23 protein-coding genes and 1 pseudogene are annotated in these 22,488 nt (G+C 59.1%); 17 read left to right on the top strand and 7 right to left on the bottom strand.

What is annotated here, in order from left to right:
- Nucleotides 1-71 precede the first annotated feature (71 nt).
- The 6 genes from QLQ83_RS18525 to QLQ83_RS18500 are packed head-to-tail and all read left to right on the top strand — an operon-like array spanning nucleotide 72 to nucleotide 4,199.
- On the top strand, nucleotides 72-683 hold the full coding sequence (locus tag QLQ83_RS18525; protein ID WP_282736969.1) for a phage baseplate assembly protein V: 612 nt from the start codon (nucleotides 72-74) through the stop codon (nucleotides 681-683).
- On the top strand, nucleotides 680-1,018 hold the full coding sequence (locus QLQ83_RS18520; protein ID WP_282736968.1) for a GPW/gp25 family protein: 339 nt from the start codon (nucleotides 680-682) through the stop codon (nucleotides 1,016-1,018). Before QLQ83_RS18525 ends, QLQ83_RS18520 begins: the two co-directional genes overlap by 4 nt.
- The gene (locus tag QLQ83_RS18515; RefSeq protein ID WP_282736967.1) at nucleotides 1,015-1,926 is read left to right on the top strand and encodes a baseplate assembly protein; all 912 of its coding nucleotides are present in this window, start codon (nucleotides 1,015-1,017) and stop codon (nucleotides 1,924-1,926) included. Before QLQ83_RS18520 ends, QLQ83_RS18515 begins: the two co-directional genes overlap by 4 nt.
- Nucleotides 1,919-2,557: a phage tail protein I gene (locus QLQ83_RS18510; RefSeq protein WP_282736966.1), complete on the top strand. Its 639-nt coding sequence runs from the start codon at nucleotides 1,919-1,921 to the stop codon at nucleotides 2,555-2,557. The genes QLQ83_RS18515 and QLQ83_RS18510 overlap by 8 nt, the downstream gene beginning before the upstream one ends.
- 33 nt (nucleotides 2,558-2,590) lie before the next feature.
- On the top strand, nucleotides 2,591-3,616 hold the full coding sequence (locus QLQ83_RS18505) for a phage tail protein (RefSeq protein ID WP_282736965.1): 1,026 nt from the start codon (nucleotides 2,591-2,593) through the stop codon (nucleotides 3,614-3,616).
- A 1-nt stretch (nucleotide 3,617) separates the two neighbouring features.
- Nucleotides 3,618-4,199 (top strand): DUF4376 domain-containing protein, encoded by a 582-nt coding sequence (locus QLQ83_RS18500; protein ID WP_282736964.1) that lies wholly within the window; start codon nucleotides 3,618-3,620, stop codon nucleotides 4,197-4,199.
- 246 nt (nucleotides 4,200-4,445) lie between these two features.
- On the opposite strand, the gene QLQ83_RS18495 is transcribed toward QLQ83_RS18500, so the two are convergent.
- Nucleotides 4,446-7,571 carry a sulfatase-like hydrolase/transferase gene (locus QLQ83_RS18495; protein ID WP_282736963.1) on the bottom strand — a complete coding sequence of 1,042 codons (3,126 nt, stop codon included), beginning with the start codon at nucleotides 7,569-7,571 and terminating at the stop codon, nucleotides 4,446-4,448.
- 492 nt (nucleotides 7,572-8,063) lie between these two features.
- Here QLQ83_RS18495 and QLQ83_RS18490 point away from each other — a divergent pair, with 492 nt between their 5' ends.
- The 5 genes from QLQ83_RS18490 (at nucleotide 8,064) to QLQ83_RS18470 (ending at nucleotide 13,316) form a co-directional block, all read left to right on the top strand.
- Nucleotides 8,064-9,575: a phage tail sheath protein gene (locus QLQ83_RS18490; protein ID WP_459382599.1), complete on the top strand. Its 1,512-nt coding sequence runs from the start codon at nucleotides 8,064-8,066 to the stop codon at nucleotides 9,573-9,575.
- Nucleotides 9,576-9,597: 22 nt separating this feature from the next.
- Nucleotides 9,598-10,107, top strand: coding sequence for a phage major tail tube protein (locus tag QLQ83_RS18485; RefSeq protein ID WP_282736962.1), 510 nt, complete (start codon nucleotides 9,598-9,600; stop codon nucleotides 10,105-10,107).
- 249 nt (nucleotides 10,108-10,356) lie between these two features.
- The gene (locus tag QLQ83_RS18480; RefSeq protein ID WP_282736961.1) at nucleotides 10,357-10,677 is read left to right on the top strand and encodes a phage tail assembly protein; all 321 of its coding nucleotides are present in this window, start codon (nucleotides 10,357-10,359) and stop codon (nucleotides 10,675-10,677) included.
- A 26-nt stretch (nucleotides 10,678-10,703) separates the two neighbouring features.
- Nucleotides 10,704-10,838 (top strand): GpE family phage tail protein, encoded by a 135-nt coding sequence (locus tag QLQ83_RS18475; protein ID WP_282736960.1) that lies wholly within the window; start codon nucleotides 10,704-10,706, stop codon nucleotides 10,836-10,838.
- A gap of 12 nt (nucleotides 10,839-10,850) precedes the next feature.
- Nucleotides 10,851-13,316, top strand: coding sequence for a phage tail tape measure protein (locus QLQ83_RS18470; RefSeq protein ID WP_282736959.1), 2,466 nt, complete (start codon nucleotides 10,851-10,853; stop codon nucleotides 13,314-13,316).
- On the opposite strand, the gene QLQ83_RS18465 is transcribed toward QLQ83_RS18470, so the two are convergent.
- Nucleotides 13,317-13,748, bottom strand: a complete 432-nt coding sequence (locus QLQ83_RS18465; protein WP_282736958.1) for a hypothetical protein — start codon at nucleotides 13,746-13,748, stop codon at nucleotides 13,317-13,319. It abuts the gene before it with no gap.
- Between the two features lie 15 nt (nucleotides 13,749-13,763).
- On the opposite strand from QLQ83_RS18465, the gene QLQ83_RS18460 reads away from it, so the two are divergent.
- Genes QLQ83_RS18460 through QLQ83_RS18450 form a run of 3 tightly spaced genes read left to right on the top strand, consistent with a single transcriptional unit; the run spans nucleotide 13,764 to nucleotide 16,055 of the window.
- Nucleotides 13,764-14,207 carry a phage tail protein gene (locus QLQ83_RS18460; RefSeq protein WP_282736957.1) on the top strand — a complete coding sequence of 148 codons (444 nt, stop codon included), beginning with the start codon at nucleotides 13,764-13,766 and terminating at the stop codon, nucleotides 14,205-14,207.
- Nucleotides 14,204-15,232: a phage late control D family protein gene (locus QLQ83_RS18455; RefSeq protein WP_282736956.1), complete on the top strand. Its 1,029-nt coding sequence runs from the start codon at nucleotides 14,204-14,206 to the stop codon at nucleotides 15,230-15,232. The genes QLQ83_RS18460 and QLQ83_RS18455 overlap by 4 nt, the downstream gene beginning before the upstream one ends.
- 52 nt (nucleotides 15,233-15,284) lie before the next feature.
- Nucleotides 15,285-16,055, top strand: a complete 771-nt coding sequence (locus tag QLQ83_RS18450; protein WP_282736955.1) for a hypothetical protein — start codon at nucleotides 15,285-15,287, stop codon at nucleotides 16,053-16,055.
- A gap of 192 nt (nucleotides 16,056-16,247) precedes the next feature.
- Here the strand turns inward: QLQ83_RS18450 and QLQ83_RS18445 are convergent, their stop codons facing one another.
- Complete coding sequence (locus QLQ83_RS18445) at nucleotides 16,248-16,601, bottom strand: LexA family protein (RefSeq protein ID WP_282736954.1); 354 nt, start codon at nucleotides 16,599-16,601, stop codon at nucleotides 16,248-16,250.
- 155 nt (nucleotides 16,602-16,756) lie between these two features.
- Here QLQ83_RS18445 and QLQ83_RS18440 point away from each other — a divergent pair, with 155 nt between their 5' ends.
- Nucleotides 16,757-17,197 (top strand): LexA family protein, encoded by a 441-nt coding sequence (locus QLQ83_RS18440; protein WP_282736953.1) that lies wholly within the window; start codon nucleotides 16,757-16,759, stop codon nucleotides 17,195-17,197.
- Nucleotides 17,198-17,205: 8 nt separating this feature from the next.
- Nucleotides 17,206-18,522, top strand: a complete 1,317-nt coding sequence (locus QLQ83_RS18435) for a Y-family DNA polymerase (RefSeq protein WP_282736952.1) — start codon at nucleotides 17,206-17,208, stop codon at nucleotides 18,520-18,522.
- Between the two features lie 20 nt (nucleotides 18,523-18,542).
- Here QLQ83_RS18435 and QLQ83_RS18430 read toward each other — a convergent pair whose 3' ends face one another.
- The 4 genes and pseudogenes from QLQ83_RS18430 to QLQ83_RS18415 form a co-directional block, all read right to left on the bottom strand.
- The gene (locus QLQ83_RS18430; protein WP_282736951.1) at nucleotides 18,543-18,713 is read right to left on the bottom strand and encodes a hypothetical protein; all 171 of its coding nucleotides are present in this window, start codon (nucleotides 18,711-18,713) and stop codon (nucleotides 18,543-18,545) included.
- A 54-nt stretch (nucleotides 18,714-18,767) separates the two neighbouring features.
- Nucleotides 18,768-19,430 carry an SOS response-associated peptidase gene (locus QLQ83_RS18425; RefSeq protein WP_282736950.1) on the bottom strand — a complete coding sequence of 221 codons (663 nt, stop codon included), beginning with the start codon at nucleotides 19,428-19,430 and terminating at the stop codon, nucleotides 18,768-18,770.
- A gap of 30 nt (nucleotides 19,431-19,460) precedes the next feature.
- Nucleotides 19,461-20,411, bottom strand: a complete 951-nt coding sequence (locus QLQ83_RS18420) for a hypothetical protein (RefSeq protein ID WP_282736949.1) — start codon at nucleotides 20,409-20,411, stop codon at nucleotides 19,461-19,463.
- A pseudogene (locus QLQ83_RS18415) lies at nucleotides 20,411-21,223 on the bottom strand (DGQHR domain-containing protein); the annotation flags it as partial. The gene QLQ83_RS18420 and the pseudogene QLQ83_RS18415, both read right to left, overlap by 1 nt.
- A 72-nt stretch (nucleotides 21,224-21,295) precedes the next feature.
- Between QLQ83_RS18415 and QLQ83_RS18410 the strand changes: the two are divergent.
- A protein-coding gene (locus QLQ83_RS18410) for an IS3 family transposase (protein ID WP_282734270.1) occupies nucleotides 21,296-22,458 on the top strand; the annotation gives its coding sequence in 2 pieces (ribosomal slippage) (nucleotides 21,296-21,554 and nucleotides 21,554-22,458; 1,164 coding nt in all).
- The last annotated feature ends 30 nt before the right edge of the window (nucleotides 22,459-22,488 follow it).

Below are 22,488 nucleotides of genomic sequence, written 5' to 3'. Positions count from 1 at the left end.
GCACGTTGTAGCGCCCCGATCCACAACGCCCCCGGCTAGAGCCAGCCCCGTCCAGGGGCAACGATGGCGCCATGAGCCAACGCCCCCTGCATAGCGCCGCCGAGCTGCTGCGCTTGATTCACAACCTGGTCCGCCTCGGCACCGTCGCCGAGGTGGATCACGCCCGCGCCCGGGTGCGCGTCGCCACCGGCGAGATCACCACCGCCTGGCTGCCCTGGCTCGAGAAGCGCGCCGGCACCACCCGCACCTGGAACCCGCCCACCGAGGGCGAGCAGGTGGTGGTGTTCGCCCCCGGTGGGGATATGGCCAGCGCCGTGGTGCTCGCCGGCCTCTACCGCACCCAGCACCCCGCGCCAAGCGACAGCGCCGACAAGTGGCACGCCGTGATGCCCGACGGCGCAGTCATCGAGTACAACCACGCCGCCAGCCACCTGCAGGCCACCCTGCCCGGCTCGGCCACGCTCACCGCCCAGGGCGACGTCACCGTCGACACCCCGGCCGCTCTCACCGCCACCGCCGGCGGCGGCGCCACGCTCAACGCCGACACCGTGATCAACGGCACGCTCGCCATCAATGGCGGCAGCGTCACCCACAACGGCACCGACATCGGCGACAGTCACCAGCACCCGCAGGGCAACGACAGCGACGGCGACAGCCAGCAAAACACCGGGACGCCACTATGACCGGCATGAACGCCACCACCGGCCGCGCCCTGGAGGGTGTCGAGCATATCCGCCAGAGCGTGAGCGACATCCTCGCCACACCCATCGGTTCGCGCGTCATGCGTCGCGACTACGGCAGCCTGCTCCCCGAGCTGATCGACCGGCCCCTCAACGACGCCACCCTGCTGCAGGTCTACGCCGCCACCGCCATGGCACTGATCCGCTGGGAGCCACGCCTGCGCGTAACCGCCATCCGTCGCGCAGTCAGCAGTATCCGCCCCGGCCACGCCGTCATCGAGGTGGAAGGCCAGACCACCGCTGGCCAGCCCATCCGCCTGGAGGTGCCTGTTACATGAGCAGCACCATCAACCTTTCGCAGCTCCCCGCGCCAACGGTTGTCGAACAACTCGACTACGAGACGATCCTCGCCGAGCGCCGCCAGGCGCTGCTCGATCTCGTCCCGGCCAGCCAGCGCACCGGGGTCGAGGCCACCCTCGAGCACGAGAGCGAGCCGCTCACCAAGCTCCTTCAGGAGAACGCCTACCGCGAGCTCGTCTGGCGGCAGCGCGTCAACGAGGCGGCGAAGGCCGTGATGCTCGCCTACTCGCGCGGCGATGACCTCGACCAGCTGGTGGCCAGCTTCGAGGTCGAGCGCCTGCTGATCGATGCGGGCGACCCCGATGCCACCCCGCCGGTACCGCCGACCTACGAGAGTGACGAGGACCTTCGCTTGCGCGCCCAGCAGGCCTGGGAGGGGCTCAGCGTTGCCGGCCCTCGCGGTGCCTATGTGTTCCACGCCATGAGCGCCGACGGCCGCGTGGCCGACGCCACCGCCATCAGCCCAAACCCGGCCGAGGCCCTGGTCACCCTGCTCAGCACCGAGGGCGACGGCACCGCCAGCCAGGACCTCATCGATACCGTCGACGCCGCCCTCTCTGCCGAGGACATCCGCCCGGTGGGCGACCGCCTCACCGTGCAGTCCGCCGACATTACCGACTACACCGTCGATGCCACGCTCTACGTCTACCCGGGGCCCGAGCAGGAGCCCATCCTCGAGGCCGCCGAGGCCGCGCTCGCCACCTACATCACCGAGCAGCGCCGCCTGGGCCGCGACATCCGTATCTCGGCCATCCATGCCGCCCTGCACGTCGAGGGCGTCCAGCGGGTGGAACTCGCTGCGCCGGCCGCCGACGTGGTGCTCGATGACACCCAGGCCGCCCACTGCACCGGCACCACCGTGGTGATCGGAGGCAGCGATGCCTGACGCCGCCAAGTCACGCCGAAGCCTGTTGCCGCCCAACGGCACGCCCCTGGAGCGCGCCGCCGCGGAGGCCCTGGCCGAGATCCAGCGCATCCCGGTACCGCTGCGCCAACTATGGAACCCGGCCACCTGCCCGCCGCGGCTGCTGCCCTATCTCGCCTGGGCCTTCAGCGTCGATCGCTGGGACCCGAACTGGTCCGAGGCAGCCAAGCGCGACGTCATCGCCACCGCGTTCTACATCCACCGCAAGAAGGGCACGATCAGCGCACTGCGCCGCGTGGTCGAGCCGCTCGGCTACCTGCTCGAGGTCATCGAGTGGTGGCAGACCGACCCCCTGGGGACGCCAGGAACCTTCGCGCTCAAGATCGGCGTGCTCGACACCGGCATCACCGATGCCATGTACACCGAGCTCGAGCGCCTGATCGAAGATGCCAAGCCGCTTACCCGGCACATCACCGCCCTGGATCTCGCCGGGGAGAGCAAGGGCGTCGTCTACCTCGGCAGCGCCATGTACGACGGCGACGTCACCGCCGTCTTTCCCTTCGTCGCCGCCGAGACCCAGGTGACCGGCCTGTTCTACCTGGGCGCAGCCACCGACAGCGTCGACACCGCCACCGTCTACCCGCAGCCCTGATCGACCCGGATCGTCACACAACAGGAGACCCACATGGCCCAGTTCTACACCCTGCTCACCGACGTCGGTCAGGCCAAGCTGGCCAACGCCGTCGCCCTGGGGCAGACCATCGAGATCACCGAGCTCGCCGTCGGCGATGGCGGGGGCAGCCTGCCCACGCCCGACAGCGGCGCCACGGCCCTGATCAATGAAGTGCGCCGCGCGCCGATCAACACCAGCACCACCGACCCCGACAACCCCAGCTGGATCGTCGTCGAGCAGGTGCTGCCGCCCGACGTCGGCGGCTGGACGATCCGCGAGATCGGTATTTTCGACGTCGACGGCGACCTGATCGGCGTCGGCAACTACCCCGAAACCTACAAGCCGGTGCTCGCCGAGGGCAGCTCGCGCACCCAGACCGTGCGCTTCGTGCTTGAGGTCAGTGACACCGCCGCGGTGACCCTCAAGGTCGACCCCAACGTGGTGCTCGCCACCCGCGACTACGTCGACACCGAGCGCGACGAACACGAGGCCAGCCGCAACCACCCGGCCGCCACCGAGGCCGCCCAGGGCATGGCCCGTATCGCCACCCAGGCAGAAACCGACGCCGGCATCGATGACGGCAAGTTCATCACGGCGAAAAAGCTCAAGGCATGGGTCAAGCAGGCCACGGAAAGTGTCATGGGGCTTCTAAAAGTTGCAACTCAGGCGCAGGTCGATGCGGGAGATGACGACACCACTGCGGTCACGCCGAAGAAGCTGAGGTGGGGCGTAGATTATTCTTTTGGCACCACAGGCTATATCGCGCTACCCAGCTGGATGGGAGGCCTGATCTTTCAGTGGGCCAGGCTTAGCGCACTAGGAGATGCCCAAAACACCACTTTCAACTTCCCGATTGCGTTTCCGACGGGGATGTTGTCAGGCTATTTGTCGATCCTGGATAGCTCAAATAACAACGCTGCTCAAACGGAACACGTTTTTTTCAATGATGGCACGCAGTCTGCGACATCTGTGGACATCTATACCTATGGGCCGAACAGTTCCGGCATTAATTTTAACGTGATCGTAATAGGATACTGATATGCATTACAGCGCAACACAAAACGCTTTTTATTCCTCCAAGCTAATAGCCGAGTATCAGAGAGCCGGCACGTGGCCTAGTGATGCCATCAAGGCTACGGCTGAGGAATACGAAACCTATGGCAAAGGTAGCCCGCCAGCCGGAATGCGACGCGGCGCAAACGAGAACGGCCGCCCGGCTTGGATGACGATCCCACCGATAGATCTCGAAACCCTCGCAGCCCGCCAGCGCCGCGAGATCGACACCGCCCGCGATGCGGCCTTCGCCGCCGGTATGCCGTTCACCTTCCACGACGGCAGCGAGGACGTGGTCCAGACGCGTCCAGAGGACAAGTCCAACCTTCTGGGAATCGCTATCGAGGCGCGGGATCTGCGCGACGCCGGCGTCGCTGACCCGGTCATCGAGTTCCGCGCTGCCTCGAACACCACCTACGCCATCACCCCAACCAAGGCTATCGAGATGACCAACGCCGCCCTAGCTCACGTGAAGGCCATCTACGACCAGTCCTGGCAGCGCAAGGACGCCATCAAGTCCGCGCTCGAGGCTGAGGAGAGGGAGGGGATCGAGACGGTGGTATGGTAAAGATTACATAAATCAGGCCCCAGGCTATGGGGCCTTTATAACTTGCAGTCAGACTGAACTTACTAGAAAACTAGTAACGACCTACCATACTGACGCCTGGTCGATTACGCCTTCATCGCCACGACAGCGAATATGAGATCGATAAAATACAGACCATACTCAGCCTTAACCAACCCCCCCGGCAAAGCCGAAGTATTAAATTTTTACATATATCCCCAAAACATCTAATTGCGCAAAGTCTTTACATCAATATAGCCAGTCAGTATAAATCTCAGAAGCACCCTGATCCAAGTACTTCTGGTACTCATCCTCACTATTTATTGTATGGACGTAGCTGCGCACGCCCCTTTCATCAAACGCCATCTTAGCCAAGCCAGCGTCAACCTTGCCACGCGGCATGGTCAATCCATACAAATCCATATTTTCCAAATGACTTATAACAGCTTCGTTGTCACCACGGAAACGATACAGCGTCCATATGACATTATCAAAACCTAACAATCTGGCTATATAATATTCTGTCGGCTGATAGACTTGTGGCACAAAACTGTCCTTGAGATCCGGGTAGCGTTCAGCAATTAATTTTAGCGCGTTAGCGTTTCTTGCTTTTACATCAGTAACAATTTTTTTTCCTGGATTTTTTTCCACCCAGTAAGCAAGAGAAGAGAGGGTACATTTTTCAACATCTGATTTATCGGCCACCAAAGTCTTAAACTCATTTAAAGTAACAGCTGACTCAGTACTAAATCCAAATGAGCGCTCAAAGCTATTGTCCCAGTCGTGAATACAAACGAGCTCTGCGTCTGATGTCCACGAAAAGTCAACTTCAAAGAACGAGTAATTATTTTTATTGTATTCAAGCGCTTCTAATGAATTCGTATAAGTTTTCCCTTCATACCCGCCGCCAGCGTGAGCAACCCTCTCTATGCTGTCCAAGTTCCTTTGGTCTACGGACGTAAAAGATTTGGCGAAATCTTTAATTCTTATGGTCAAAGAATCTTCACTATCCCCAAGCAGTTCTATGGTTTCACCATGACTTGACAGTACAGCAAGATAAGGCTGGCGGTGCTTGATATCGCTCCATTTCTCAAGCTTGGTTCCCGAGAATGAAGAGTTTAAATGTTCAGTATCACTGCCAACAACACTATCATGGCCAATGATAAGGAACGTATCGAATGACTCCGAGTGATCTTCCATCATGGAGTGAAAGTCGCCAGAAAAATCAAGAGCATCTTGGTCAGTCACTGAGCCACCATATGAATCTATGTAGCTAAGCTTGATCGGCGCATGAGTGTTGGATAATCCAACAAGAGTAAGACCACGTTCAAAGCGTATTCGACTTCCATTTTGTTCGATAAAAGAAGCGCCAGTACCATAACCAGCAGACCGCACCACTACACTTCCTGCCATGTCACTTCTAGAAGAAACGGAAAAGGTTTCTAGGTTCGCAGCACCGTATTTAATAATGTTAGATACATTGCCAACTCGCTCTTCATGTAATTTTTCAGATAAATTTTTACTTGTCAGCGAATCCTTTATTTCAGAGTGATTAACACTTGTTCCGTCAACGAGGCCCCATGCAGAAATCTCACTTGCGCCGGTTGTCCCAGAAGCGATACACAATTCGGTTGTTTTGCTACCAGCTTCACCCGGATATGCAAACGCATTAATTATTTTGCAATCGTCAACCCAGACAAAATCTTGTCCTATTGACATCTCCTCTATATAATCGCTAAGCTTCTTTCTCCCTGAATTAGCAAAAACAATTTCGTCAACTTTGGCATCACCATCTAACTTTATGATTGACGGAATAGAAATACTCCTGTCGCCTAGTAAAAGAAATCCCTCTTCCTCCAGGCTGTACTTTATCCCCTCATCTAGCTCCGGGTAGCTCCAGAGGTATTTGACAACACCCTGATGCTCAGTGAGGTAAGAGTTAATATCACTCTTTTGTTCGATCAGTGACAGGGAGTCAGAGTTTAAGTTTCTACCAAACCCTAGCCCATCGACCGGAGTATCAAGAAAGGAGAGTAGCGTTGGCGTAACATCCAGTATTGATCCTGGTTTATTGACATTTACACCTTCCTCTTTTGATGCTGAGTCGATGACCATGAAAAGATTCCTTCTTTCCCCTTTGTTTAAATCATCCCAGGCAGTATTTTTCATAGCGTAATGATCAGATGCGATTACTATGACGGTGCCGTTTTGACTTGGGTTCTTTTCAATATAGTCAACAAAATCCTTAACTAATGCATCTGCACAATGCACAGAATTCAGGATAGGATTACTACCATCTTTATATTCAAGGTTTTTACAAGACTTAGGCATATGCCCTTTGGGGTGGTGGGTGTCAAGAGTCAACGTAAAAAGGCCAAAGGGTGTTTCGTCTTTTGATAGTTGAGAATACTCTTCTTTAAGCATAGCAAACAGAGAGTCATCATACAGCCCCCAGCCAGACATGTATTTTCGGTCACTTAAGTGCGTAGATAACTCATTCTTTCCTTGCACGCTGTCAAAGCTGTGGGACTTATAGAATTTCCCTTTTCCAGCAAAGCTTAGGTCCGCGCCTCCCATATAACTAAGATAATACCCGTTGTTTTTAAGCACATCTCCAATGCAGTTAGCCTCAGGTAAAAATTGATCCATCCCTGAGAGAGAGTTCCCATGAGAAGGGGAAAAAAGAGGAAATCCGCATTGACTGGCAGTCATACCGGCAATTGTCCAGCCAGCATGTGTAACATTCTGAATGTTGGTATACGTGGTTGCAGACTGTTGGAGCTTCCTGATATTAGGCATCAAATTGGGAAACAAATCTTCATCAAGGTATGTAGCTTCAACACTTTCTAAGTAGATATAGACTATATTCTTCTTCTCTTCAATTGAAGGAGATATGGAGATAAAATCTTCAGGAAAACTTTCTTCGCTCGAATATGCTTCCTCTAAAAATACAGATGATGTCACATAGTAAATATCATGTGCCGCTGGATTAGTGATAAAGGAGGCTACCAAAAGGAACACTGTAGTGGTGTACCGCATGAAATGACCATTAGGATTTTTGGCCTGCTTTTTTAGCGCTTTAAATACATAATAACTCAATATTATAACAATCAACACATACGCAATAGTTGAAAAAATCAAACTTTGATATTCAGCTGCTCCAGCACCGTCAAGCCCAGCACTCAGGTGAAAAGATACGGATTCATCAATCCCGCTTCCTGTAAAATAATTTGCCACATAATAAAAACCATACAACAGCATTGAGGCCATAAATAAAAAAGAACCAAAAAAAGCTGCCTTATTCTTTAGCGGTGATTTATAACCAAAATATGTGGCCACTAACAATGACAGCAGCGACAGAATGATTAACTGCATGTAGAATATCCCATTGTAACAACCAAGAGTTTATCTTGAGAATTATACTATAAAAAATATGCATTGTCACCCATTTGCAACATTACACTATATTCATAGAGGCCTCTCTAGTTATAACAATCAACTTCCAATACTATATTTTTTGATGAGGAACCTACGCGCTCTTCCTCCCAATAACATCAACTGTCAAAATGAAATTCACTGCAAACTGTGTAGATTGCCACATTTTGAACCACAACTTATTCTAAATGGACCTGGAAACTCTTACCTGACGACCTCTGATTCTGGATATGACCACATATTAATGGCATTTCTGGATGTTCTGCGTGGCTCTAGTAGAGCAGTTATTGGCCGCTGACGAGCGGCCGTTTGCCGCTCCGCCGTTGTAACCACAACATCCACAACGCCCACCGCTAGAGCCCCCGCCCTGCGCGCGCAAGCATGGCAGCACGTCATGCATCGACTCTCGATCCCCCTGCGCAGGAGCTCCCCATGGCCCAGGACTACCACCACGGCATCCGTGTCGTAGAGATCAACGAGGGCACCCGGCCCATTCGCACCGTGGCCACTGCGGTCATCGGCCTGGTGGCCACCGCCCCCAATGCCGCCGCCGGCGTGGCCGCCAGCCGGCTGATCGACTTCGCCGCAGTGAATTCCGGCGTCACCTACACCGCCGCCAGCTCCGGCACCGACGGCAACGCCATCCGCGTGCGCTACGTCGACCCGGGTAGCGCCTCGGCCACCCTGGGCGTCACGGTCTCGGGCAGCGACATCACTGTCAGCCTGGCCACCGACATCGACAGCGCCATCACCAGCACCGCCGCCGAGATCGCCACCGCCGTCAACGCCGAGGCGGACGCCAGCGCCCTGGTCAGCGCCACCGAGGAAGGCGACGGCAGCGGCGTGGTAAAAGCCACCAGCTTCCAGAATTTGCAGAACGGCGAGGACGAGCTCTTCCCGCTGGATACCCCGGTGCTGCTCACCGACCTGCTGGCGGCCCAGGGCAACGCCGGTGAGGAGGGCACTCTGGCCCGCTCGCTCGACGCCATCGCCGATCAGGCCAAAACCCTGGTCGTCGTGGTACGCGTGGCCGAAGGCGAGACCGACGAGGAGACCAAGTCCAACGTCATCGGCGGCGTCGACGCCAGCGGCAAGAAGACCGGCCTGCAGGCCCTGCTCTCTGCCGAGCAGACCTTCGGCGTCAAGCCGCGCATCATCGGCGCGCCCGAGCTCGACGACGCCGACGTCACCGCCGAGCTGATCGGCATCGCCCAGAAGCTGCGCGGCTTCGTCTACGCCAGCGCCGGCGACAGCGCCACCAAGGAAGAGGCTGCCATGTACCGCGAGAACTTCGGCGCCCGCGAGGTGATGGTGATCTGGCCCGAGTTCACCGGCTGGGACACCGCCACCAGCTCGACCCGCAACCTCTCCGCCGTGGCCCGCGCCATGGGCATGCGCGCCAAGCTCGACAACGAGATCGGCTGGCACAAGACGCTCTCCAACCGCCCCGTCAACGGCGTCACTGGCATCAGCAAGGACGTCTTCTGGGACCTGCAGGACCCGGCCACCGACGCGGGCTACCTCAACAGCCACGAGGTCACCACGCTCATCCAGCGCGGCGGCTATCGCTTCTGGGGCTCGCGCACCTGCTCCATCGACCCGCTGTTCGCCTTCGAGAACTACACCAGGAGCGCCCAGGTGATCGCCGACACCATCGCCGAGGCGCACCTCTGGGCCGTCGACCTGCCCATGCACCCCAGCCTGGTCAAGGACATCATCGAGGGCATCAACGCCAAGTTCCGCGAGTGGATCCGCCAGGGCTACCTGCTGGGCGGCCAGGCCTGGTTCGACGCCGAGCTCAACACCCCCGAGGTGCTCAAGGCCGGCAAGCTCTACATCGACTACGACTACACGCCGGTGCCGCCGCTAGAGAACCTGATGTTCCAGCAGCGCATCACCGACCGCTACCTGGTCGACTTCGCCGACCGCGTCGCCGCTGCCTGAAGCTGAAACAGGAGACTGACCAATGGCACTTCCCCGCAAGCTGAAAGACTTCAACCTGTTCGGCGACGGCAACAACTGGCAGGGCCAGGTGCCCACGCTGACCCTGCCGGAGCTCGCCCGCGCCGTGGAGGAGTACCGCGGCGCCGGGATGGACGGCACCGTCGAGCTGGACATGGGCCAGGAGGTGATCGAGTTCGCCTGGCAGGTCGGCGGCATCCTCAAGGAGATCTTCACCGAGTACGGCACCGCCCAGCACGACGCCAACCTGCTGCGCTTCGCCGGCTCGTATGAATCCGACGAGACCGGCGAAACCATCCCCGTCGAGGTCACCGTGCGCGGCCGCCACAAGACCATCGCCATGGGCGAGGTCACCGCCGGCGACAGCAACTCCATCGAGGTCACCACCACCTGCACCTACTACAAGCTGGTGGTCGACGGCGAGGAGCTGATCGAGATCGACGTGCCCGGCTACGTGTTCCGCGTGCGCGGCGTCGACCGTCTCGCCGAGCGCCGCCAGAACCTCGGCCTGTAAACGACGAACGCCCCGCCGGTGGGGGCCGGCGAGACGCTCTGGATTCTCACCCTATCAAGGCTAGGGGGAACCTGTGGAACAGCTTAGCAAGTTCATCAGGGAGCAGCGAACCATGAACGAAGGGCTTTCCCTCTGGCGATTCCTGGCCATCTGGGCCGTCGCTTTCACCATTGCCGTCGGCTACCTCATCGGCAATATCCCGTGGCAAATGCTGATCACCCCATGACACACCCTCAGGAGCCTCACTCCATGACCGACCAGACCCCCGCCGAGCTGCCCTGCGCCGTCACCGAATCCGTCGAGCTCGATTCGCCCATCCAGCGCGGCAAGACCACCGTCACCGAGATCCAGGTGCGCAAGCCCAAGTCCGGCGCCCTGCGCGGCGTCTCGTTGGCCGACGTGCTCAACATGGACGTCCAGGCGCTCACCAAGGTGCTGCCGCGCATCACCGAGCCGGCGCTCACCGAGCCCGAGCTGCGCGACCTGGACCCGGCCGACATGGTTCAGCTGGGCAACGTGGTGGCCAATTTTTTGCTACCCAAGCGCATGAAGGCCGACGCCGAGAGCTGAGCCTGCCCAACTTCGTCGAGGACGCCATGGCGGATCTCGCCATGGTGTTCCACTGGGGTCCCGGCGAGATGGACCCCATGCCCCTCGAGGAGCTCGCCGACTGGCGAGAGCGCGCCCGCCAACGCCTCGAGCCGCCCAGGCAGGCGAGCCACCACCGATAGACAGGAGCCGGCATGGCCAAGGACCTGAACCTTTCCGTCACCCTCAAGGCCATCAACAAGGCCACCGGCCCGCTCAAGAAGATCATGCAGGGCAGCCGCGGCGTCGGCCGCGCCATGAAGGAGAGCCGCGAGGAGCTCAAGGGCTTCAACGAGCAGCAGAAGCGCATCAGCGCCTTCCGCGACATGACGCGCCAGAGCCACGCCACCCGCGACGCCCTGCGCGAGAAGCGCCAGGAGCTCGACCGCGTCACCCAGGAGCTCAAGACCACCACCGGCCCCACCCGCCGGCTCACCCAGCAGCAGGCCAAGGCACAGGCCGCCGTCGACAAGCTCAACACCGAGTATCGCGACCAGCGCAACCGGGTGCGCGAGCTCGCCAAGGGCCTCCCCCGCGCCGAGGACGGCACCCGCGGCCTCACCGCCCAGCAGCAGGCCCTCGACCGCCAGATCCGCGCCACGAATGAACGCCTGAACCGCCAGCGCAACGCCATGCAGCGCCTGGCGGATGCCGACGTCTCGGGGCGCTTCAGTCGCATGACCGGCGAAGTGGGGCGCTTCGGCCGGCGCACCCTGTTCGCCACCGCCGGCGCGGCGGCCGGCATCTTCGGCCTCACCAACTCCACCGCCAGCCTGGGCGATGAGGTAGCGAAGAGCGGCGACAAGATCGGCATCGCCCTGGGGCCCTTCCAGGAACTGCGCTACGCCGCCGAGCGCTCCGGCGTATCCACGCAGAAGTTCGATTCCAGCCTGGAACGCTTCGTCAAGCGCCTCGGCGAGGCCCGCCAGGGCAGCGGCGCCGCCGCCAAGGCCTACGAACAGCTCGGCATCAACGCCGACCAGCTCGCCCAGCTCACCCCCGACGCCGCCCTCGGCGTGGTCGCCGATCGGCTCGCCCAGGTCGAGAGCCACACCGACAAGGTGGCGCTCGCCGCCCAGTTCTTCGGCCGCGAGGGCGTGGCCATGGTCAACATGCTCAAGGACGGCTCCAGCGGACTCGAGGCGCTGCGCAAGGACGCCCGCGCCACCGGCTATGTGCTCAGCGACGAGGCAGCCCGCGACGCCGAGGTGTTCAAGGATGCCATGCTCGACGCCGAACTCGGCATGGCCGGCATGAAGAACACCATCGGCGCCGAGCTGATGCCCGCCATCACCGACCTCATGGGCGAGCTCTCCGGCTGGATGCGCGAGAACCGTGACGAGGTGAAGGCCTTCGCCCGCGAGTTCGGCGAGCGTCTCAAGGCCGCCGTGCCGTTGATCCTCGAGCTGGGCCGGGGCGCGGCCACCTTCGCCGCCACGCTCGGCGTGCTGACCACCAAGGCCGCCGCCGCCGTGGGCGGCTTCGATAACCTGGCGGTGATCACCGCCACCCTGTTTGCCGGCAAGGCCATCACCAGCGTGCTCAGCTTCGGCCTGGGCGTGGGCAAGGCCATCGGCGCCATGGCCGCCTTCGCCAAGACCCTGCCCATCGTTGCCAGCGGCGTGAAGGTGGTCTCGGCGGCCTTCGCCGCCACGCCCATCGGCTGGGTCATCGGCGGCATCTCCGCCGTCGCCCTGGGCGCGGCCTACCTGTGGAAGAACTGGGAGACCATCGGGCCCAAGTTCGCCGCCCTCTGGGAGAGCCTCAAAGCCATGCCCGGCGCCGCCTGGGCCGGCATCAAGGCCGCCTTCCAGGAGGGCATCGCCGGTGTCTCGCGCCTACTGCTCGATTGGTCACCACTGGGCCTGCTGTGGCGCGGCATCAGCACCGCCTTGAAAGCCCTGGGCGTGGAGCTGCCCGCCAGCCTCAGCGCCGTGGGCGGCGCCCTCATCGACGGCCTGATCGGCGGCATCGATGCCAAGTGGGAAGCGCTCAAGGAGAAGATCACCGGGGTCGGCGGCAGCGTCATCGGCTGGTTCAAGGCCAAGCTCGGCATCGCCTCACCCTCCAGGGTTTTCGCCGGCTTCGGCGCCAACCTGCTCGACGGCCTGATCAACGGCATCGACGAGAAGTGGCAGGTGCTCAAGGACAAGATCGGCAGCGCCGCCGGCGCGGTCACCGGCTGGTTCAAGGACAAGCTCGGGATCAACTCCCCTTCCCGGGTGTTCGCCGAGCTCGGCGGCCACACCATGGAAGGCTACCAGCAGGGCCTAGCGAGAAGCGAGCGAGGCCCGCTGCGCGAGGTGGACGCTTTCGCCAAGCGCTTGCGCCAGGCCGGCGGCGGTCTGGTACTCGGCACCGCCGCCCTGGCTAGCGCCGGCACGGTGGCCGCCGACAGCGGCCCCCTGCGCGCGCCCAGCTTCGACGCCCGCGCCCCGCTATCCGCCCCATCCGGCGGCAACAGCAGCGTCACCATCGGCGATATCCACGTTCACGCCGCCCCGGGCATGGACGAGCAGGCCCTCGCCCGCCTGGTCAACGCCGAGGTACAGCGCGTCCTGGCCCGCGCCGAACACGATGCTGCTGCTCGACATCGGAGCGCATTCTATGACGTCGATTGATCAACGCCGCCGAGGCGGTGGCGTGCGCACGAAGCGTGGAGCCGGCGCCTCTGAAGGCTCGGCACTCCGAGCCCCCTTTTTCAAGGCTTCGAAGGTATGGACAACGCTCAAGAAGAGACAGGTGAAAAAGAACGTTACCAGCATGACGGCCGCCAGCCACGTGGCCGTACTTTCCAGACTGTTGAAAGCCGACAGAAACATACCCGAAAAAGCAGCAGCGACAGCTGTCATCAAAGCTAGCCTTCCGTCTTTGGCGGGGGCATCACGCAACACCAAGCCCAGCGTGGCACCAATCAGCAGGTACACCGTTTCATCCCCACCGTTCTGCACCAGACGCAGGACGTAGCCTCTATCACCCCCCAAATCGGCAGTGAGCACGATGCTGATAATGACGATGAACAAGAACCCGAAGTATGCAGTTTCTCTCAACATTGCAGGTGACTCTTGATGATGATGGCCTACGGAATGTTCGTCTTTGCGCTAGGCACTGCCCCCTACCAGGAGCTCCAACGCCAAACAGCCTGGCGCCACGAGGGCCAGGGCCGCGTGGGCAAGCGTCCCGCACGACAATACCTCGGCCCGGGTGATGACACCATCACCCTCACCGGCACCCTGCTGCCCCACTTCACCGGTGGCCAGCAGAACCTCAACCAGCTGCGCCAGATGGCCGCCGAGGGCGCGGCCTGGCCGCTGATCGAGGGCAACGGCACCTTCTACGGGCTCTATGTCATCGAGTCGCTCAATGAGAACAAGAGCCACCAGATGCGCGACGGCAGCGCCCAGCGCATCGGCTTCTCGCTCACCCTGCAGCGCGTCGACGACGACCGCGCCGACCTGCTGGGCAGCCTCACCGGGGCCCTGGCCCGCGCCGCCACGGGGCTGCTGGCATGAGCCCTTCCCTTCAACAGGGCCGCCCGGCCCGCGCTCCAGGCTACCGCCTCACGCTCGCCGGCCAGGTGATCAGCCCCGAGCTCGACGCCCGCCTGATGCGCCTGCGCCTCACCGATCGCCGCGGCCTCGAGGCCGACCAGCTCGACATCACCCTGAGCGACCACGACGGCCGCCTCGCGCTGCCGCGCCACGGCGCCGAGCTTACCCTGGCACTGGGATGGCAGGATGCCGGCCTGGTCGAGCGCGGCACCTTCATCGTCGACGAGGTCGAGCACTCCGGCGCGCCCGACTTCGTCGTCATCCGCGCGCGCAGCGCCGACATGCGCCGCCAGCTGCCCGGCAAGCGCTCACAGGGCTGGCACGAGCTCACCCTAGGCGACATCGTCACCACCATCGCCCGCCGCCATCAACTCGAGCCCGCCCTCGGCACCACCCTGCAGGGCGTCTACGTAGAGCACGCCGACCAGACCGACGAGTCGGATCTGCACTTCCTCACCCGCCTGGCCGAGCAATATGACGCCATCGCCACCATCAAGGCCGGTCGCCTGCTGTTCATGGCCGCCGGCCAGGCCAACACCGCCAGCGGCCGCGCCATCGCCCCGATGACCCTGCGCCGCCACCACGGCGACGGCCACCGCTACGTGGAGGCCGACCGCCACGCCTTCACTGGCGTGCTCGCCTACTGGCACGACCCGGACGCCGCCGAGCGCCGCGAAGTCATCGCCGGCAGTGACGAGAACGTGAAACGTTTGCGCCACACCTACGCCAGCCGCGACGACGCCGCCAATGCCGCGCGCAGCGAATGGCAGCGCATCCAGCGCGGCGGCGCCGAGTGCTCGTTGACGCTGGCCGAGGGCCGGCCGGACCTCTACCCCGAAACCCCGGTCACGCTTACCGGCTTCAAGGCCAAGGTCGACGGCACCCCTTGGCTGATCACCGAGGTCACCCACGAGCTCACCGATACTGCATACACCAGCGGCGTCAAGATGGAAGTTCGTAATACAGCGGACAAAGCATCTTCATAGTCGCGGAATTTTGACCTATGGCTACACTGAAAAAAACAAAAAGGAAACACTCATGAAATCGCTACATCGAAGACATTTTCTGGTCACTCTTGGGGCCGGGGCTTCCGTGGGCTACCTCTTGCCGATGAAAAGCTTTGCACAGTCGAGCACCCTGAACTTAAACCCAGAGGAATACGTAGAAATCCAACGGATAAAAATTCAGCTCAGACTCACATATTCCAATTTTTGTCTATCTCCTGAGGAGTATATTGATCAGCTCGAGGGCGTGCTTGACAGTGCTCAAACTAATTTGGACGAAATCATACCACTAGAATACACACAATTAATCGAGCTCGAAGAGGTAGAGCCGTGGATTCTAACCAACATGCCATCTACTGCCATTGAGTGGGTCCGAGACTCCATCGATAACGAGAGCATGCTACCCAGATCAATCAATATCGGCCCATGCAGTGAGGCGGCGCTGCAGATCTTTGCTGATATAATCGGTTTCACAACGGAAGAAATAAATCAGTTGGCAGCTACCTTTCAGACTATTGAAAACGAATATGATTTTCTTTCACTTCTTGAGAGCCTCGCAGAATCAGTGCTGGAAGGAGATTTAAACCGCGCAAAAACATACCTTGAAATATTCCTAAACCTATTAACTGACGATGAAATCCTTAGATCTATCATGATAACTCTGAGATCAAATGAATTTCGAATATTGGTTTCTTGGCTCGTAAAGCGAAAAGTTCCGGTGATAGGTTTGGCATTGTTGATTGCAGAGCTACTGATCGCCCTGTACCGGAATCGCGAAACGTTAAGCCGATGCATGACCGCCTAAAACGTACCGATAGGGAAAAGCCCCTCACCATCCCTGGCAGGGGCCGCTTCATCATCGCATGACGCATCCGCATCTATCCTTGGCAACCTGGCCACAGGCCGCGACCACTTGGCGTCATATCTGCAGCATGGACGGAGCCGGTCTATCGCGCCCTACGCCATCACCAACACGCTATGTACGTTTTTGCCTACATCACCAGGCATACCGCCTCGCCTGGCTCACCACCACGCCCCGCAGATCCGACTGCCGGGCCCAGAGCGACTCCCGCGGCCCGGCGGTGGGGATCAGACGCACCCGTCCACCGATGCGGTGGCTGTTGAAGAGCCGCTGCTCCCCTTCCACCTCCACGACCACCAGGTCGGCGTGCTGTGCGGGTTTCTGCTCGTCCACCACCAGCAGGTCGCCTTCCATCAGCGGGCCAACCACACCGGCCTCCTCGCTGACCTCCACCAGGTAGCAAGTGGGTTTGAAGCGCTTCAGGTCATAGCCCTCCAGCGCGGGGTGCGAAATGCCCGCGCACAGCGGGCCGAGGTAGTTCACACGCATATCGTCCCTGCCTTGTTGCTCTCTCATCGCTCAGCCTCGCCATGCCGGGCTCTGGCAGCCGGTCGCTCAGCTCCCGCATTGCATTAGCGTTTGCCTTACAGAGCGCTCCTGCCGAATACTGTACAAATATACAGTCTTTGACAAGAGGCCTTCCGATGCGCGATCCCAAGATCCATTACCCGCTGCCATCCCCGCCGCTACGGCCGCTGCCCTTCCCACTCACCACCATCCGTGCCGGTATCTCCGGCTTCCCCTCGCCAGCCGAGGACTACGTCGGCCGCACGCTGGACCTCAACGAGCGGCTGGTGAAGCGACCCTCGGCCACGTTTTTCATGAGCGTGAAGGGCGACAGCATGGACGGCTTCGGCATCCAGGATGGCGACACCCTGGTGGTCGATCGCTCTATCGATCCACGCCCCGGGCACATCCTCGTCGCCCTGGTCGATGGCGAAGTGATCGTGAAGCGCTATGAGAAGCGCCACGGCAGGCCGTTGCTGTGCTCCGGCAACCCCCGCTACGCCCCCATTCCCCTTACTGACCTGGATTGCCAGGTGTGGGGCGTGGTGCGCTCGGTCATCCACGAGTACCCGGTGTGAGCGGCCCCATGATTGGCTTGGTGGACTGCAACAACTTCTACGTGAGCTGCGAGCGGGTGTTCCAGCCGCGGCTCGAAGGTGTACCGGTGGGGGTGATGTCCAACAACGATGGCTGCGTGATCGCCCGCTCCAACGAGCTCAAGGCCCTGGGCGTGGAGATGGGCGCCCCCGCCTTCGAGCTACAGCAGTGGGCCCGTCAGGGTCGCATCCACCTGCTCTCCTCCAACTACGAGCTCTACGGGGACATGTCTGCCAGAGTGCGCGAAGTCCTCGAGGAGTTCTCCGCCGGCGTCGAGCCCTACTCCATCGATGAGATGTTCGTACGCTTCGATGGCTTCGACCACCCCACCACGCTCGCCCTGAGCCGCACCCTGCACCACAAGGTGCGGCAGTTCACCGGCATCCCCGTGTGTGTGGGCGTGGCCCCCACCCGCACGCTGGCCAAGCTCGCCAACCGCGCCGCCAAGAAGCTGCCGGGTTACCACGGTGTGTGTGTGCTCACTCCCGAGGGGAACGAGACACGCGGGCTGCTCGAGCGCACCGCGCTGGGTGATGTCTGGGGCGTCGGTCGGCGGCTGGTCGAACGGCTGGCCATCCAGGGTATCGAGTCCGCCTGGGATCTCCGCCAGGCCGATCCCAAGGCCATCCGCCGGCGCTATTCCGTCACCCTCGAGCGCACCGTGCGCGAACTCCAGGGCACGCCCTGCATCGAGCTCAACGACGCCGACCGGCCACGTGACCGCATCATGACCTCGCGCTCCTTCGGCCGCCTGACAAGCGAACTAGGCGAGGTACAGGCCGCCATCCGCCAGCATGCCCAGCGCAGCGCTGAGAAACTCCGCGCCCAGGACAGCTACGCCCGCGCGGTTTACGTGTTCCTTAAGACCAACCGGCACCGAGCGGATCTCGCACAATACTCCCCCAGCGTGGTCGTCGAGCTGCCCGAGCCCACCGACGACAGCCGGCCGATCCTCGCCGCCGCCCAGCAGGGGCTCGAGGCGATCTATCGCCGCGGGTACCGCTTCATGAAGGCCGGGGTGATGCTGCTCGACCTGGTGGACGCCAACCGCCAGCAGCTCTCGCTTCTTGATACACCCGAACGGCAGGCCGAACACGACAAAGGCCGCCAATTGATGGCGGCCCTGGACGAGCTCAATCAGAAAATGGGGCGTGGTACCGTCACCCTTGGCCGGCCCACCGCCGGCGCCGCATGGCACCTGCGCTGTGCGCACCGCACGCCGCGATTTACCACGCGATGGGGAGAGGTGCTACAGGTAGGCGAAGGCCACAAACTCAAGCGTCCTGACCAGTGGCCAGGGCGCTGATAGCAATTGCATTATACGGGTCAGCCACCAGCAAAGCGGATGATGGCGAATACCAATGCGGCAACAGCCACTATGGTGCCGACATTCCACTTGATAATGCTGGCCTCAGTTTTGGCAAGCGCTTCCTTCGTGGCCATGGTCTCTTTGACGACTGCCACTTCCTGCTCCAGATGCCGTATGTGCTGTTCCATCTCCGGTGGCTCCCTCTGAAGTAGGTCAGCAGCGGAGCACAGTGCATGCGTGGCCTACGGCTTCAAAGGTTCAATCAAGCTCGCTTCATCGTTTGTCGGCCGGTTCACCCGCGTGCTCACCGGCCAGTGCGTGATCAGCTCTGCATCCAGGTGATGCACCACCTGGCGGATCGTCTCGCGGTCGGTCAGGTGCGGATCGAGCCAGGGCTTCAGGCTCTCGGCATCCAGGGCCAGCGGCATACGCGGGTGGATTTCCTTGGCCACACCGCGCGCCGGCTCGGTCAGGATCGCGCAGCCCGGCTTACCGTCCGGCCGCTCCGTCCAGATCGCCGCCAGCCAGATCGGCTCGCGATCCTCACGGCACAGGAAGTGCGGCTGCTTCTTGCCATTCAGCGGCAACCACTCATACCACCCGTCGGCAGGCACGAGGCAGCGATGATGGGCGAACGCCCCGCGGAAGTAGTTGGAGGTGGCCACCTTCTCGACGGTGGCATTGATGGGCTCGGGCGCCTTCTCCTTCGCCCAGTGCGGCCGGTAGCCCCACCAAACCTCGTCCATCACCAGCGGCTCATTATCGGTGGGATGACGAACCGCAGTGATCCAGGTGCCCGGTGCCACGTTGTAGCGTGGCGTCAGCTTCACCGCCACCTCCAGCGGCAATTTCAGACCCTGGGAAAGCGTGGAATACGAGCTATAAAGAGAGAAACGTCCACACATAATCACATCACATTAATGAGAAATAAAAAACTATCCCGCGTGATTAATAAGTGCCCCTGGGTACATTTCAAAGCAGTTTTTTTTCACTCTTGATATTGAGACAACATCTTGAAAAATCAGGTAAGAAAAATTTACAATCAACGTACAACATTTAAAAAACCTCTCCATATCGCTTACGCATCTTAAGTTTAATATATAACTAGAATTATTTTCCTCCCATTGGCCAAGAATCCTCCGTATTCGAGGAATGTCATGATTCCCTCCAGAATAAGGAAACCACATACCATCAGTATGCTGGTAGTTTATCTTGTTCCTAACACTGGACAACCAGGCACCATTTCTATAGCTTCCACTATTTGACAAAAGATCAACCATCTCGGATAGGTATTTAGTGTTATTTATTTTTTCAGATTCTAAAACATCAAGTTCATCTACTTGGTCGCGCAGCATCATTACAAGATAGAAAAAACGCTCCCAAAAATCTTCATGGGATTTACCAGCCGACGAAACCCTTAGCTCCCCAGATCTAATATCATAAGACCCAGAATAGCTGCCACCTGACATATTGTGCCTAGAGGGAATTGACAAAACTTCAGCAAATTCTTCGACGATTTTGAGGTGCCCAGGGTATAAAAAACTGAACACATTCCCAAAAACCCGAAGAACCGAATGCGCGGCAAAAAAGGCTGCATAATATGTCTGCACAGCAACCCATGCCAAAGAACGAGGCAGATTCTCGGGAAAACTGATCAACTTCATTGTTTCGAAAGCAGCAGAGCAAAACCTACTTGAATCATGGGCCAACATTGTTGAAAAACTATGATAATCCGACACAACCACATCGAAACCTTTATTTCTAACTTCTTTTAACTGGTACTTCCCTGATGAAACCCAAGCTTTAAAATCGACAAAATCATCTTTTGGAATCTGAACTGAATTTATTCCTTGAGCATAAAAAACTCGGAGATGATCTACGCGCATTACACCACCAGGGCAGTTTTAAGACCCGAATCAATAAACTCCACTAACGCCTTAGGCGACGTACCGGGAGAATCAAACTTGTTATAAGCTCCGGCTTTAGAAAAGACAGGTTCCAACACGTCATAAAAATTATTTACGCTATAATCTGACCCATACCTATCCTTTACTTTTGTCACAACTATAGGAAAGGCCCCCATAACACCACGAAATACGACTGAACTAGTAATTGACTTTTCGCACCCCAGATTACTCAGCCCTTCTTTGAAGGCTGTCAGGTACGAATTAAGGACTTTAAAAATATACTCTGACTCTCTATTCCTAAAATAGACCAGCACAGGAGAAACGCCATGCCTAAACGAGACTCTGGATATCTTATTTTTTGATTTTTTTGCTGGAGAGAGCAAACCATATAAGACACTAGAAAAATCCCCGTCAAACATATCGAAGACTTCTCTAAGAACAACTTCTTCATTATTTTCATATTCTGCAAGCTTCTTAATATCAAGCAAAAGTTCGTTAGGAACCCCCTTTTGCTTAGAGTTTATATCAATAAAAAGTCTTGTCTCATCCCTGCGAGAAAGACCGTTATAAATAACAACAGGAACACGAAGATGAGTTTTTGCCATCGAGAAGCCAAAAACCCTATGTTGACCATCGAGCACAAGAAATGCTTTTGGGTTTTCCTTAAAAGAAAGCGTTTTCCCTCTCCCCACAATCTCAAGCTCTGCTGCTGCTTGTGCGGAAAGTATGATCGAAGTTGGGATAGTGCCCAGCTCATTATCGATGTAATGAGCAATATCTTTTGCTCGACTTTCATCTAAAACTGATCTTGCCCAGCAACAGTGGACACCCCGTTAAGGCAGTACACTGAACGAGGTGACCCCATGGCAAGGCAAGCAGCGGCGATGAAGAAGACCCGTACCCGTTACTCCCAGGCCTACAAGGACGAGGCCCTGGCACTCGCTGATCGTGTTGGCACCAGTGCCGCCGCTCGCGAGCTGGGGCTTCAGTCCAGCCAGCTCTATCAATGGCGAGCCAAGGCCCAGCAGCAGCAAACCGTCTCGGCTCGCGAGCAGGCCTTGGCTGACGAGAATGCGCGGCTCAAGCGTCAGCTGGCTGAGAAGTCGGAAGAGCTTGAAATCGCAAAAAAAGCCGCGGTGTACTTCGCGAAGAGCCTGAAGTGAAGTACGCCTTCATCGAGCAGCACCGTCAGGCCTTCAGCGTTCATCGGATGTGCGCGTTTCTCGGTGTCGCCCGCAGCGGCTACTACGCCTGGCGACAGCGTGGTGGTGAACCGTCTTCCCGCCGCCGCCGACAAACGATCACGGATCAGCGCGTGGCTCAGGCCTTCGAACAGGGCAAGGGGCGCTCAGGCGCCCCCAGGCTGACCCGCGACCTGAACGATGCTGGCGTACCCATCTGCCGTAATACTGTGGCCGCCAGCCTCCGTCGGCAAAACCTGCGGGCGAAAGCCGCTCGCAAGTTCAAGGCCACCACGAATTCACGGCATGGCCTGCCAGTCGCACCGAACCTGATGGAGCAGGACTTCACCGCTACGGCACCGAATCAGAAATGGGTCGGCGACATCACCTACCTGGCAACGGGTGAAGGCTGGCTCTATCTGGCGGTGCTGATTGATCTGTACTCACGCAAGGTGATCGGCTGGGCGATGAGCGAACGCATGACGGCTGACCTGGTCAGCGATGCCCTGAAAATGGCCCTGTGGAGCCGGAAGATGCCCAAAGGCGTAATTGTCCATTCAGACCGCGGGAGCCAGTACTGCTCGACGCTGTACCAGTCGCTGCTGATGCGTCACGGTCTCAAGTGCAGCATGAGCGCCAAGGGCAACTGTTACGACAATGCCTGCGCTGAGAGCTTCTTTCACAGCCTCAAGGTCGAAGCCATCCACGGCGAGCGGTTCGTGACCCGTGAGGCGATGCGTCGGCAGGTATTCGAATACATTGAGTTGGACTACAACCGGCAACGCCGACACAGTGCAATCGGGATGATCAGTCCAGAGGCCTTTGAGGCCCAAATGATCGCTTAGACCGGTGTCCACCAATGCTGGGTAAGATCA

The sequence above is a fragment of the Halomonas rhizosphaerae genome (assembly GCF_030010555.1).
Classification (GTDB): domain Bacteria; phylum Pseudomonadota; class Gammaproteobacteria; order Pseudomonadales; family Halomonadaceae; genus Halomonas; species Halomonas rhizosphaerae.
Note: the sequence above shows the minus strand (reverse complement) of the source record. Positions and strands in the feature narration are given on the sequence as shown.

What these genes read in the sequence shown, in the direction of transcription:
- QLQ83_RS18525 (WP_282736969.1), top strand. Translation starts at nt 72, where the DNA reads ATGAGCCAACGCCCCCTGCATAGCGCCGCCGAGCTGCTGCGCTTGATT.
- QLQ83_RS18520 (WP_282736968.1), top strand. Translation starts at nt 680, where the DNA reads ATGACCGGCATGAACGCCACCACCGGCCGCGCCCTGGAGGGTGTCGAG.
- QLQ83_RS18515 (WP_282736967.1), top strand. Translation starts at nt 1,015, where the DNA reads ATGAGCAGCACCATCAACCTTTCGCAGCTCCCCGCGCCAACGGTTGTC.
- QLQ83_RS18510 (WP_282736966.1), top strand. Translation starts at nt 1,919, where the DNA reads ATGCCTGACGCCGCCAAGTCACGCCGAAGCCTGTTGCCGCCCAACGGC.
- QLQ83_RS18505 (WP_282736965.1), top strand. Translation starts at nt 2,591, where the DNA reads ATGGCCCAGTTCTACACCCTGCTCACCGACGTCGGTCAGGCCAAGCTG.
- QLQ83_RS18500 (WP_282736964.1), top strand. Translation starts at nt 3,618, where the DNA reads ATGCATTACAGCGCAACACAAAACGCTTTTTATTCCTCCAAGCTAATA.
- QLQ83_RS18495 (WP_282736963.1), bottom strand. Translation starts at nt 7,571, where the DNA reads ATGCAGTTAATCATTCTGTCGCTGCTGTCATTGTTAGTGGCCACATAT.
- QLQ83_RS18490 (WP_459382599.1), top strand. Translation starts at nt 8,064, where the DNA reads ATGGCCCAGGACTACCACCACGGCATCCGTGTCGTAGAGATCAACGAG.
- QLQ83_RS18485 (WP_282736962.1), top strand. Translation starts at nt 9,598, where the DNA reads ATGGCACTTCCCCGCAAGCTGAAAGACTTCAACCTGTTCGGCGACGGC.
- QLQ83_RS18480 (WP_282736961.1), top strand. Translation starts at nt 10,357, where the DNA reads ATGACCGACCAGACCCCCGCCGAGCTGCCCTGCGCCGTCACCGAATCC.
- QLQ83_RS18475 (WP_282736960.1), top strand. Translation starts at nt 10,704, where the DNA reads ATGGCGGATCTCGCCATGGTGTTCCACTGGGGTCCCGGCGAGATGGAC.
- QLQ83_RS18470 (WP_282736959.1), top strand. Translation starts at nt 10,851, where the DNA reads ATGGCCAAGGACCTGAACCTTTCCGTCACCCTCAAGGCCATCAACAAG.
- QLQ83_RS18465 (WP_282736958.1), bottom strand. Translation starts at nt 13,748, where the DNA reads ATGTTGAGAGAAACTGCATACTTCGGGTTCTTGTTCATCGTCATTATC.
- QLQ83_RS18460 (WP_282736957.1), top strand. Translation starts at nt 13,764, where the DNA reads ATGATGATGGCCTACGGAATGTTCGTCTTTGCGCTAGGCACTGCCCCC.
- QLQ83_RS18455 (WP_282736956.1), top strand. Translation starts at nt 14,204, where the DNA reads ATGAGCCCTTCCCTTCAACAGGGCCGCCCGGCCCGCGCTCCAGGCTAC.
- QLQ83_RS18450 (WP_282736955.1), top strand. Translation starts at nt 15,285, where the DNA reads ATGAAATCGCTACATCGAAGACATTTTCTGGTCACTCTTGGGGCCGGG.
- QLQ83_RS18445 (WP_282736954.1), bottom strand. Translation starts at nt 16,601, where the DNA reads ATGCGTGTGAACTACCTCGGCCCGCTGTGCGCGGGCATTTCGCACCCC.
- QLQ83_RS18440 (WP_282736953.1), top strand. Translation starts at nt 16,757, where the DNA reads ATGCGCGATCCCAAGATCCATTACCCGCTGCCATCCCCGCCGCTACGG.
- QLQ83_RS18435 (WP_282736952.1), top strand. Translation starts at nt 17,206, where the DNA reads ATGATTGGCTTGGTGGACTGCAACAACTTCTACGTGAGCTGCGAGCGG.
- QLQ83_RS18430 (WP_282736951.1), bottom strand. Translation starts at nt 18,713, where the DNA reads ATGGAACAGCACATACGGCATCTGGAGCAGGAAGTGGCAGTCGTCAAA.
- QLQ83_RS18425 (WP_282736950.1), bottom strand. Translation starts at nt 19,430, where the DNA reads ATGTGTGGACGTTTCTCTCTTTATAGCTCGTATTCCACGCTTTCCCAG.
- QLQ83_RS18420 (WP_282736949.1), bottom strand. Translation starts at nt 20,411, where the DNA reads ATGCGCGTAGATCATCTCCGAGTTTTTTATGCTCAAGGAATAAATTCA.